The organism is Sphingomonas sp. (genome assembly GCF_048595155.1).
Classification (GTDB): domain Bacteria; phylum Pseudomonadota; class Alphaproteobacteria; order Sphingomonadales; family Sphingomonadaceae; genus Sphingomonas_I.
The window spans coordinates 48,654-59,468 of sequence record NZ_JBMDXN010000101.1 but is presented as its reverse complement, the minus strand read 5'-3'; the positions used below and the strand labels follow the sequence as shown (position 1 = coordinate 59,468).

The following is a 10,815-nucleotide window of genomic DNA, read 5'->3' as shown; positions in this document are numbered from 1 at the left end:
CTTTAGCCGGCGAAGGTAGCCTGGGCAGCGGCTGGCGCGGCAGCGGACGGCGTCGCGCTGGCGTCAGCATCGGGGGCAATTTTCCCGGGATGGGCATCCACCGGCATGCCGGGCAAAGCCATCTGCGTTCCGCTGATGATGATCCGATCGCTGGGCGAGATGCCGGAGGCGACGACACGAAGTCCATCGACGACCGGCCCGAGCTGGACCGGCTTCACGACGACCTTGCCGTCCTTGCCGACGACCAACAGCGTCTTGCGCGCCTGATCCGTCTGGATCGCGGAATCCGGAACCAGCAGCGCGGGCTGGGTGCCGCCGCTCGCAAGCCGCATATTGCCGAACATACCCGGCGTCAGGAAGTAATTGGGGTTTGCCAACACGGCACGCCCGCGGATCGTGCCGGAGCGCGGATCGAGCCCATTGTCGGTAAAGTCGAGCTTCCCCTTCCAGCGATAGCCCGCCTCATCCTGCAACTGGATCTCCACCGGCGAGGCCGTGCTGCCGGCCGCCCGCGCGCGCTGCGCCTTGATGAAGAGAGCCTCCGAACCGTCGAAGGTGAAGTAGATCGGATCCAGCGCATTGATCGTCGTCAGGAGGCTGCCTGTAGTCCCCTCGCCGCCTGCAACCTGGTTGCCCGCATCGACGCGGCGGTCGGAAATACGGCCGGCGATGGGCGCACGCACCTGCGTGAACTCCATGTCCAGCGCACGTTCCCGAACCCGCGCATCCGCTGCGGCGACGGCGGCCTGAGCTGCCTGGACGCGCGCCTTCAATGCATCAATCTCGCCCGCGGAAATCGCCTCATCGCCGACCAGACGATTGGCGCGACCAAGATCGGCCCGTGCCAGTGCCAGCGTGCTGCGCGCGCTGGCGCTGTTGGCCCGCGCCTCAGCTAAGGCAGCACCGAAGGGACGTGGGTCGATCGTGAACAGCAGCTGCCCCTGACGGACGATATCGCCATCCTTGAAATGGACGCCGACCACCTGCCCCGATACGCGCGGCCGCACTTCCACCGTTTTGCTGGGTGCGAAGCGGCCGACATAATCGTCCCAGGCGCGTACCTCTCGCGACAGCGGTGTCGCCACTGTGACATTTGCCGGCGGCGGAGCCGCGGCGGCAGGCGCATTGTGGGTCAGCTTCCATGCTCCGCCGGCAACCAACAGGGCAGCCACGACCGCGATGCTGCCGTTCCGAACGGAGCGCGATCTGGACGATCCCGCCGGTTCTTCGGCGTGTATGTCGTGGGTCAGCATGTTCATGCGTTCAGGCTCCGCGAACGATCGAGACGCTTGGAGGCGATGCTGGCAAGCAAGGTCTCAACCTGCCCGGACGAGAATCCGGCAGCGAGGAAGCGTTTGATTTCCGAAACAGGCAGGGTGTAGCCCCGCCGCCAAGCGTGGACCGCAATCCGGCGCAGCGCCTCCAGCTTGGGATCTGCGAGCATGGACTTGCGCCCCAGCCCGAACAGCCCGCCGAATGCGCGAGCAAGCGGGCCCGGTGCGCTCAGGCTGGAGATGCTGTCGCGCCGCGACATTGCGATGACCGTCCACTCCAGCGCGCTGAAGTCGATGCGGCCCTCATCCGGCGCCGCCCACGGTGCTGCGACGGCTTCTGCGCCCGCGATCGCAAAGGCGGATGCGTGATCGAGATAAGCCATGCGAAATTCCTTGTTCTTTAAAGGCAGCCGCGACCACGCACGGGGACGCAGGGATGCGACCACGTTCGCCCGACAGGCGGCGCAAGACTTCAGGCGCGAGCGGATACGCAGCTCACGTCTTCGAATGTTTACTGATGGAGTGCCAGCCGAAGCCCGGCGGTTATTTGATCGGTTTGTTCATTCAGGCGGCTCCTTGCAGGTTCGCCACTTCAATACCGATCGGTATATAACCCTATGCTGCGTCGCGTCAACGGCTTTTTATACCGCTTAGTATTTTTCTGAGTCAACGGCCCGGCCACGTGCGCATCGCCATATCTACCAAGCTCTTAAGCTCCTGAGGAGATGCACCTGCTCCGGACTGGACCGAAAGCCCCTGCATGACCGCGGTCATATATCGAGCCAGCGCTTCCGCATCGATGTCCGCAGGCAAATCGCCATTCTGCTTATGCTCTTCGAGCCGCGCGATAAGCGCGTTGCGCGAGGACTTCTGGCGCTCGATCACGCTGTCGCGGATCGGCGATGGCTCCTGGCCACAGGAGACGGTGGTGATCACGCCCAGGCAGCCTCTGGGGTTGGCGGAACTGGTCTGAAGCTCAAGCGCGCCCAGCAAGAGCCGTTCGGCCATCTTGCGTGACGTCGGCTCCTTCACGGCTTCCGTCATGTAGGCCAATTTCTCTCGCTCATAGAGGTCGAGCGCCTTCTTGAAGAGCTCTTCCTTATTGCCGAATGCTGCGTAGAGGCTCGGCTTCGCGATGCCCATCTCCGCCGTCAGTTCCGACATCGACGCACCTTCGTAGCCACGCTGCCAGAACACGCGCAAAGCTGCGGTCAGTGCCTCTTCGACATCGAATTCGCGGGGGCGCCCCTTGGGGGCCGCACAAGATACAACGCTTTCCATACCGAGCGGTATATAGTGGAGTTCGGACCGATCGTCCACCCGACCCAGGCATATTGGTTGGGCGGAGGGACCAACTGGCCGCCAAGCCTGTGCGAAGATAGAGATATGCGATGCATGTCGCGAACCACGAATTGATCGGCCAGGCCCGCCAAGCCGTACGCTCCGGCGATTATATGCGGGCTGAGTCGCTGGCGGGAAAAGTGCTGCGGGCAGCGCCGGACATGGCCGAGGCGTTGGAAATCCTGTTTCTCTGCCAACAGGCACGGCAGGATCATGCCGGCGCCGAGGGGACGTTGCGCAGGATCGTCCGGCTGATGCCGACCAAGCAGTGGCCAAGAGGTGACTTGGCGCGACTGCTGCTGGCGGCCGGACGCGAAAGCGAGGCTGAAGCGGTGTTGCGCGAGGCGATTGCCATCGACGACCGCCATGGCGAAGCCCATGCGATGCTCGGCGGACTGCTGTCCGAACGCGAGACCTTGATCCCGGGCGCGCATCATCTGCGCCGTGCAATCGATCTGTCAGGGAAGCATCCGCAGCTCCTCGCCAATTTGGGCCGCAATCTCATGCGCCAAGGCCGGCTCGAGGAGGCAGAGCCGCTGTTACGCGACGCCTGCGCTGCGGCACCCGACCTGCTCCTTCCAGCCGTTCACCTTGCCGAACTGGCCGAACAGCAGGATCGTTTCGACGATGCCATTGCGCTGCTGGATCGGGCCGAGAGAATTGCTCGCCGACAAGGCCGGGACGTCATTGCACAAAGAGCGCAGTTGCTCAGCCGTACACCGCGTTGGCAAGACGCGCTGGATTTGTTGGACGGCCTGCCCGACCTTGCCGGCACCGCGTTGCTGCTTCGCGCGAGGCTACGCGACCGAGCACGTCGGTTCGAAGCGGCCTGGACCGATGCAGTAGCCGCAAAAGCGCAGCTGGCGCGGATGCGTGGCCACGCATATGCCCGCCAAACGGCAGAGGCGCTCTTCGCAGCGATGGCGAACCTTGCACAACAACCTCTTGTGGATGTTCATCTATCGCGATCATCCGGTGTTCCGCAGCCTATCTTCATCCTGGGATTTCCGCGATCGGGAACCACGATGGTGGAACAGGTGCTGGCGAGCCACTCTCGCGTCCGTGCGGGTGGCGAGCTCCCTTTCCTGAACGCCCTGCCCGTCCTGATTGAGCGTGCGTGCGGAAGGCCGCTGGGCCTCGCGGTAAAGCAGCTACAAGACGAGAAGATCGTCGGCCAAATCCATGATTTCTATATGCGACAGGCTGCTGATCATGGCCTGCTCGCGCCGGGCGCCGATTTCTTCACAGACAAAATGCCGCTCAACGAAGTTTACCTGCCCATCCTGCGGCTGGCCTTTCCCGACGCCCCGGTCGTGGCCGTGCAGCGCGATCCACGGGATGTCATCGTTTCCGCCATGCAGCACGACATGACCCACGGCTTCCATTGCGCGTATCGGGCAGAAGATGCAGCACGGCACTTTGCAGCGGTTTCGGATTTAACGAGCAATTTCAAAGAAATGGGAATAGATCCTTACGTTTTGCGTTACGAACGCTTCGTGACGGATCAGGCTAACGAAACTGCCCAGCTGATGGCGGTGATCGGGCTCCCCCCGGAACCCGCCCAAGAAGAGTTTCACAAGGTTCGTCGCCACGCGCCGACGCCAAGCTATGCCCAGGTGCGCGAGCCGCTGCACCGCCGCGCAGCCGGGCGCTGGCACAATTATGCCGATCAGTTGGCGGCGATCCAGCCGATACTAGCGAAGGCGGTTGCGCGCGGCGGCTATTGAAGGGCTTTCGCGATGGCGGCGGCGCGTTGGCCGACGATCAGATGGAGCGTCCCCTCGACAGGTGTGGCAACTGCGTGGACACCAAGGTTTGCCAGGGCTTGCCGATCCACCGCTGCCGCATTTCGCACGGCCAACCAAATACGGCTGGACGCTGCCCCTGCTTCGGCAAGATTGTCACGCCCGCCCAGGGCTGCCAGCCAAGGCGTCGCATCGACCGCGAGGACGGGCTCTTCCGCGATGGGCGCCGGGGTCGGGTGCGCTGCCGCCAACGTGCCGGCGGCGGTGCGCATTTCCGTGGCGACCTGATCCGCGATCGGCCCCAGCACGACCTGAAGGCCACGTAGCGACGGACGCAGCAACCCCATCGCGCCAAGCGCCTGCAGCCGCGCTTCGTCGACCTTAGCCTGATCTTCGACGACCAGGCGCAGGCGGGTGGTGCAGGCATCGATGCTGGCGAGATTATCGGCGCCTCCCAATGCGGCGACGAAGGCGGCGCCGCGACCTTTACCCGCCTCCACTGGTGCCTCGGTTACGGAAGCATCACGCCCCGGAGTCTTGAGATTGAGGCGGCGGATCGCGAAGCTGAACATGCCATAATAGATGGCGAAATAGGCGATGCCCACCGGTAGCAAAAGCCATGGTCGCGTCGCCTTGGAGTAATTCAGTACATAATCCAGGGCGCCGGCAGAGAAGGTGAAGCCCAGCTTCACACCCAGCAAATCCATGATGACGAACGCCGCGCCTGTCAGCAGCATGTGGAGGGCGTAGAGTATGGGCGCCAGGAAGATGAACGTGAACTCGATCGGCTCCGTCACGCCCGTGAGGAACGCCGTCGCCGCCATGGAGAAAAGCAGCCCGCCTACCGCCTTGCGCCGCTCTGGCAACGCCGCCCGGTACATTGCCAGGCAGGCCGCGGGCAGGCCAAACATCATCACGGGGAAAAAGCCGGCCATGAAGCTGCCGGCCGTCGGATCCCCGGCGAAGAAGCGCTTCAGATCCCCGGTCGAACCGTGGAAATCCCCGACGATGAACCACACCACGTTGTTGAGGATATGGTGCAGCCCGGTGATGATGAGCAGCCGGTTGAGCACGCCGTAGAGGAACAGGCCAACCATGCCGGAATGAATGACCAGACGGCTCAGCCCATCGATGACCGCCGCGATTGGAGCATAGCCAAAACCGACCATCGCCGCGAGGATCAGGCCGCCACAGCCGGAGACGATGGGAACGAAGCGCCGCCCCCCGAAGAAGGACAGATAATCGGGCAGGCGAATGTCGGAGTAACGGTTATAGGCGCCCCCCGCGATCAGCCCTGAAAGGATGCCGACCGGCACCGACAATTTGTCGATCGCCTTGGTGCGATATGCGTCGCCAGCGAGTTTAGCCGTATCCGCGGCAAGGCCTGCAATCACGTCGGCCGGGACCGGCAGCAACGTCGCCGCGCCGCGGGTCGCAATCAGGAAGCACACGAGCCCGGCCAGTGCTGCAGCGCCATTGCCATCCTTGGCCAACCCGGCGCCGATGCCAGCCGCGAACAGCAGGCCGAGATTGTCGAACACTGCACTGCCGGCCGCCGCGACGAACGGCAGGTTAAGCAGATCGGGCTGGCCAAGGCGCAGCAGCAAGCCTGCGATCGGTAATACAGCAATGGGCAACATCAGCGCCCGACCGAGCGGCTGCAGGGCCTCGAGCGACAGCTTCATGCCAGGCCTCCCATAAAGGTGCGCGCCATGTCACGCACGGTCGCTGCGTCCCGAGCGTCGCATGCTTGCGTCGCCAGGCGCATCGCGGCCTGCATGTCGATCTGGCGCACGATCTGCTTCGTTTCCGCGACGGCGGCGGTTGGAACGGACAATTCGGTCACACCCAATCCCACCAGGATGGGGATGGCCTGCGGATCCGCTGCCACGCCCCCACATACGCCGGTCCAGCGGGCATGGCGGTTGGCGCCATCTACCGTCGCACGGATCAGGCGCAGGACGGCGGGATGTAAGGCGTCGAGGCCGGCCGCCGTTCCGGAATTCCCCCGATCCATCGCGAGCGTATATTGGCTGAGATCGTTGCTGCCGATCGAGAGGAATGCGACCTCTTCCGCAAACCGGTCGGCGATCAACGCCGCTGCCGGCGTTTCCACCATGATCCCCAGCGTGGGCATGGGCCGCCCCAACTTCTCAGCTTCCCGCTTCAACAGGGCGTGCGTATCCCGTACTTCATAGAGCGAGGACACCATCGGCAGCATGATCTTGAGATCATGGGCATTAACGCGGATCAACGCGCGCAGCTGCGTTGCCAACAGGTCCGGCCGTGCCAGGCCCAAGCGGAGGCCACGTACGCCCAATGCGGGGTTTTCCTCTGGCGGCAGCGGCAGATAAGGCGCGGGCTTATCGGCACCGATGTCGAGCGTACGAACGATGAGAGGACGGCCTTCGAGCGCGTCTGCGATCGCCTGATAGGCCGCACATTGTTCGTCCTCATCAGGAGCCGATGCACGGTCCAGGAACAGAAACTCGGTCCGTAACAGGCCGCAGCCTTCCGCGCCGACGCGGACCGCAGCCTGCGCGTCGGCAAGTGAGCCAAGATTAGCAAATACTTCTATAGGCTTCCCGTCGATCGTTACGGCCGGTTCGAACTGATGGCCAGCGGCGATCCGACGTCGCTCCTCACGCTCGGCCTCGCTCTTTGCTGCTGCCTCCTGTGCGGCGGCCGATGGATCGACCGTGACCGTCCCACTCCCGGCGTCCAGGATCAGGATCGTGCCATCGTCGATTGCCTCGATCGAGCGTCCCAAGGCGGTCAGCATCGGAATCCCCATCGAGGCCGCAATAATCGCAGCGTGTGAGGTCGGCCCGCCCTCGGCGGTGCAAATGCCGGCCACGCCGGCGTCGCCGAGGGCCATCAGCTGGGACGGCAATATTTCGCGGGCAACCAGGATCGCACCCCGCGGAACTTCCTGATCCAGACGATCGCCGCGCAGTGCCGCCAGGATCTGGCGCTCCAGATCGCGCAGATCGTCGATGCGTTCGGCAAACCTGTCGCCCCCCGCTTGAAGCGCGGCCATGAAACCCTGGCTGGCAGAGATCCAGCCCTGCCCGGCCGACCCGCCTTGGTCGATCGATCGGTGCGCGTCCAGCAGCAGCGCCGGATCGTCGAGGAACGCGAGGTGCGCCTTGGCGATTTCTGCGCCGGCGCCACCTGCCCCAGCGCGCGACGTCAGATGTTCGCGTACCAGCGCGCGGGCCGCATCGAGCGCCTGCCTCTCAGCCTCGGCACCAAGGCTGGAGGTGGTTTCGACTGCCACGGGCGCAATATCGAGCCGGTGGCTTGATGCCATCGCAAATCCGGGTGCCGCCATAACGCCGTGCAGCACGCCGACCGGTGCCGCAGGCCGTTCCACCACGACCTCCGTCGCAGGCCACGGCTCAGGCGCTGCGAGCGGGAGAGGTGAGCCCTCCCCCATTCCGCTCTCGATCAGGGCGGCCACGGCGTCGGCCGCTGCTTCCCCCTGAGGGCCTCGTCCCTCGATCGTCAATTCGGCGCCGTGCGGCAAGGTAAGGGCGAGCATGGCGACGGGGCTTAACGCCGAGGCGCGTTTGCCACCCTGCGCGTGCACCTCGACATCCGCATCAAAGCCACGCGCAAGCTCCGCGATACGGGCGGCAGGACGCGCATGGAGACCGTGCTTCAGCGGCAGGCGCAAACGGCGCACCGCGGCGACGTCTGTCGATTGCCTAGGCGCGCTGGACGACGCCCCGACGACGTCGAACAGCGTCTCGCTACACGCCGTCAGCCGATCCGTACGCGCGGTAACTTGGCCGCCCCGCGTGATCAGGATCGGCGTGATCAGGCTTTTGGCATTGCGGGCGAGATAATCCATGTCGAAGCTGATCAGCGTATCTCCAGCGCTGACGCGCGCGCCTTGCGCGACATGGGCGGTGAAGCCTGTTCCGCCGAGCGCGACCGTATCGATGCCGACGTGGATCAATATCTGCACGCCGCAATCGAGATCGATCGTGACTGCATGCCCTGAAGGATTGAGCGTCGCGATGACGCCCGCACCGGGAGAGACCACCCTGCCTTCCGTCGGATCGATCGCGACGCCATCTCCCAGCATTTTCTGCGCGAAGACGGGGTCGGGAACATCCTCGAGAGCCGTGATCCAGCCCGCGATCGGACTGGCAATTGCGATCGTCATCCCGCCGGCGCCAACGTCAGTTTATCAATGACCCAAAGCGGCTGAAGCTTCGGCTGGGCGAAGGTGATGCACAAGTCATGCGTCCCACCTCCCCCGTTTATACTGCCCTGCAAAGTAGTCGTGCCGCTATGGGCCGCCGCCGGGGCAAGCGGCAGTTTGCCGATGACACGGCCGTTACAATCGTCCTGCCGAATTTCCAGTTCACCCTCCGCCGTTTCCGGTTTGCGAAACGTAATGTGATTGATCGCATCGCCGATCGCGAAATTGAACGGTACGCTCCCGACGACCGCACGGACCTGCCGCACGCCGTCGAGCGGTGCAGCACGCCAGATCCAACAGGGCTGCATCACATCGACCCAGTAGATTGCGCGTGGGCCGTTGGAGGGGCCATCATCCTCCAGCCGCAAGGGCAGCTTGTTGGCGCAGAGCTCCAGCTGTGACGCGGCGCGACTGAACAGGTCCGCCGGATCGACCGTGAAGCGCTTTGGCGTGCCCATTGGCTGCGTACCGAGAAAGGCCTGAGCGGTAAGGACGCCACGCATAGCGAGCGGCGCCTGATAAGCCGGTGATGTCGCTGCAGGCGCGCTTCCGTCCAGCGTGTATCGGATCGTTCCTATGCCGGCCTGCTGACGCAGGGCCGCGCTCAGCGCGCCTGGCTTCCCGGAAATGTCGGCTTCGGGGATGAGCGGCGTGACGTCGTAGCCGAGATTCAGAGCCTGGTAGCGATCGAGCTCGGCCGCGAGCCGCGGCGCGAAGCTGTCCCAATCGCGGCTCGTCGCCCTGGACCATCCAAGCTCCGCCAGGATTGCGGCGCGCGGCCAGATCATCCGCTCGGCATAATCGGTTGTGCGTGCATGTTCGGTGAACTCGTTCACCTGCAACCCGAGCAGATGTTTGTGCTGGTCCTCGGTCAGAGCAGGCGGCGCGACATCGAAGGCATATAATTTCTTCCAGTCGACAATGGCGCCGCGGCCCGGCGGCTCGTCGCCGGAGTCGCTCTGCCTGTTGTCGAGATAGAGGTCGGGCGCCGGAGAAAGTACGGCATCATGCCCCGCCTTGGCCGCGGTAATCGCGCCATCCATACCGCGCCACGACATGATCGTTGCGGATTGCGGCACATCGCCGAGGAGGATCTCGTCCCATCCGATGAGACGCCGACCGTGCTTTTGCAGATAATCGCCAATCCTGGCGGTGAACCAGCCTTGGAGCTTGTCATCACTCGCCAGCCCCAGTTCCGTGCGCCTTGCCTGAATGCGAGGGTTGGCAGCCCATTGTTCCTTCGTCGCCTCATCCCCTCCCACATGAATGTAGCGGGACGGAAAGAGCGCCATCACTTCATCCAGCACATTTTCCAGAAAGGTGAAGGTGCTGTCGTCCGTGTTGAACAAATTGGGGAGAATGCCCCAATCATTGCTCGGCTGCGTTGGGGGCTGCGCCGTCGATGCCAGTTCGGGATATGCTGCGATCGCAGCGGTGGCGTGGCCAGGCATCTCAATCTCGGGCACGATCGTGATGTGGCGCGCCGCGGCATAGGCCACGACTTCACGGACTTCCGCCTTGGTGTAGAAGCCGCCATACCGAACCGGCCGTCCCGCCGCATCGAACCCCGCCGCGCCCGCATTCTGACGCCATGCGCCCACCTCGGTCAGTCGCGGATAACGATCGATCTGCAGCCGCCAGCCCTGATCGTCCGTCAGATGCCATTGCAGGACGTTGAGCTTATCCATCGCCATGCGATCGATCAGCGCTTTGACGAATGCGACCGGCTGGAAATGACGAGCCGAATCCAGCATCACGCCCCGCCAGGCGAAGGCGGGCGCATCGTCGATCGTCATGGCCGGGAGCGCACCCTGTGGCCCCGCCCGCTGGATCAGCTGCCATAGCGTGGTCGCACCGTAATAGAGGCCGGCATCGGTTGACGCGCGAAGCGTCACGGCACCAGGCTTGATTTCCAGTTGATAGGCCTCCGGGCCAGCCACTTGGCTGTCGCGGCGGATGCGGATCGGCCGTCCTTTACCAGCAGCAATCGCCGCACCACCCGATCGCGTCAGCAAATCGGTCAAGCGCTCGCCCGCGGCCCGCACGCCGGCGTCCCCGCTGTCGTAGGAAAGAGCACTCCCCGCCAGGGCAAATGATCCCGTTGTCCGAACGATCGATGCCGGCAGAGGCAATAAGGGCAAGGAACTTACCGAAGGGGCAGCGGCATTCGCAGCCGCTGCCCCATAAAGGAAAGCGAACGTGGCACTCACGATCAGACGCATCGACATCTCACCTCAGCCGG

At 64.1% G+C, this 10,815-nt stretch carries 7 protein-coding genes; 1 reads left to right on the top strand and 6 read right to left on the bottom strand.

Annotation, left to right across the window (positions count from 1 at the left end; all coding sequences use genetic code 11):
* Window positions 1–2: 2 nt before the first annotated feature.
* The 3 genes from ACOJSI_RS15210 to ACOJSI_RS15200 form a co-directional block, all read right to left on the bottom strand.
* Complete coding sequence (locus ACOJSI_RS15210; protein WP_420139144.1) at window positions 3–1,259, bottom strand: efflux RND transporter periplasmic adaptor subunit; 1,257 nt, start codon at window positions 1,257–1,259, stop codon at window positions 3–5.
* Window positions 1,256–1,657 (bottom strand): hypothetical protein, encoded by a 402-nt coding sequence (locus ACOJSI_RS15205; protein ID WP_420139143.1) that lies wholly within the window; start codon window positions 1,655–1,657, stop codon window positions 1,256–1,258. Before ACOJSI_RS15205 ends, ACOJSI_RS15210 begins: the two co-directional genes overlap by 4 nt.
* Window positions 1,658–1,940: 283 nt before the next feature.
* On the bottom strand, window positions 1,941–2,555 hold the full coding sequence (locus tag ACOJSI_RS15200) for a TetR/AcrR family transcriptional regulator (RefSeq protein ID WP_420139289.1): 615 nt from the start codon (window positions 2,553–2,555) through the stop codon (window positions 1,941–1,943).
* Window positions 2,556–2,665: 110 nt separating this feature from the next.
* Between ACOJSI_RS15200 and ACOJSI_RS15195 the strand changes: the two genes are divergently transcribed.
* Window positions 2,666–4,342: a sulfotransferase gene (locus ACOJSI_RS15195; protein ID WP_420139142.1), complete on the top strand. Its 1,677-nt coding sequence runs from the start codon at window positions 2,666–2,668 to the stop codon at window positions 4,340–4,342.
* Here the strand turns inward: ACOJSI_RS15195 and nagE are convergent.
* Genes nagE through ACOJSI_RS15180 form a run of 3 tightly spaced genes read right to left on the bottom strand, consistent with a single transcriptional unit; the run spans window position 4,336 to window position 10,795 of the window.
* Window positions 4,336–6,045 carry an N-acetylglucosamine-specific PTS transporter subunit IIBC gene (nagE, locus tag ACOJSI_RS15190; RefSeq protein WP_420139141.1) on the bottom strand — a complete coding sequence of 570 codons (1,710 nt, stop codon included), beginning with the start codon at window positions 6,043–6,045 and terminating at the stop codon, window positions 4,336–4,338. The two genes, ACOJSI_RS15195 and nagE, sit on opposite strands and share 7 nt — an antisense overlap.
* On the bottom strand, window positions 6,042–8,534 hold the full coding sequence (ptsP, locus tag ACOJSI_RS15185) for a phosphoenolpyruvate--protein phosphotransferase (RefSeq protein ID WP_420139140.1): 2,493 nt from the start codon (window positions 8,532–8,534) through the stop codon (window positions 6,042–6,044). Before ptsP ends, nagE begins: the two co-directional genes overlap by 4 nt.
* Complete coding sequence (locus ACOJSI_RS15180; RefSeq protein ID WP_420139139.1) at window positions 8,531–10,795, bottom strand: family 20 glycosylhydrolase; 2,265 nt, start codon at window positions 10,793–10,795, stop codon at window positions 8,531–8,533. Before ACOJSI_RS15180 ends, ptsP begins: the two co-directional genes overlap by 4 nt.
* Window positions 10,796–10,815: the final 20 nt, after the last annotated feature.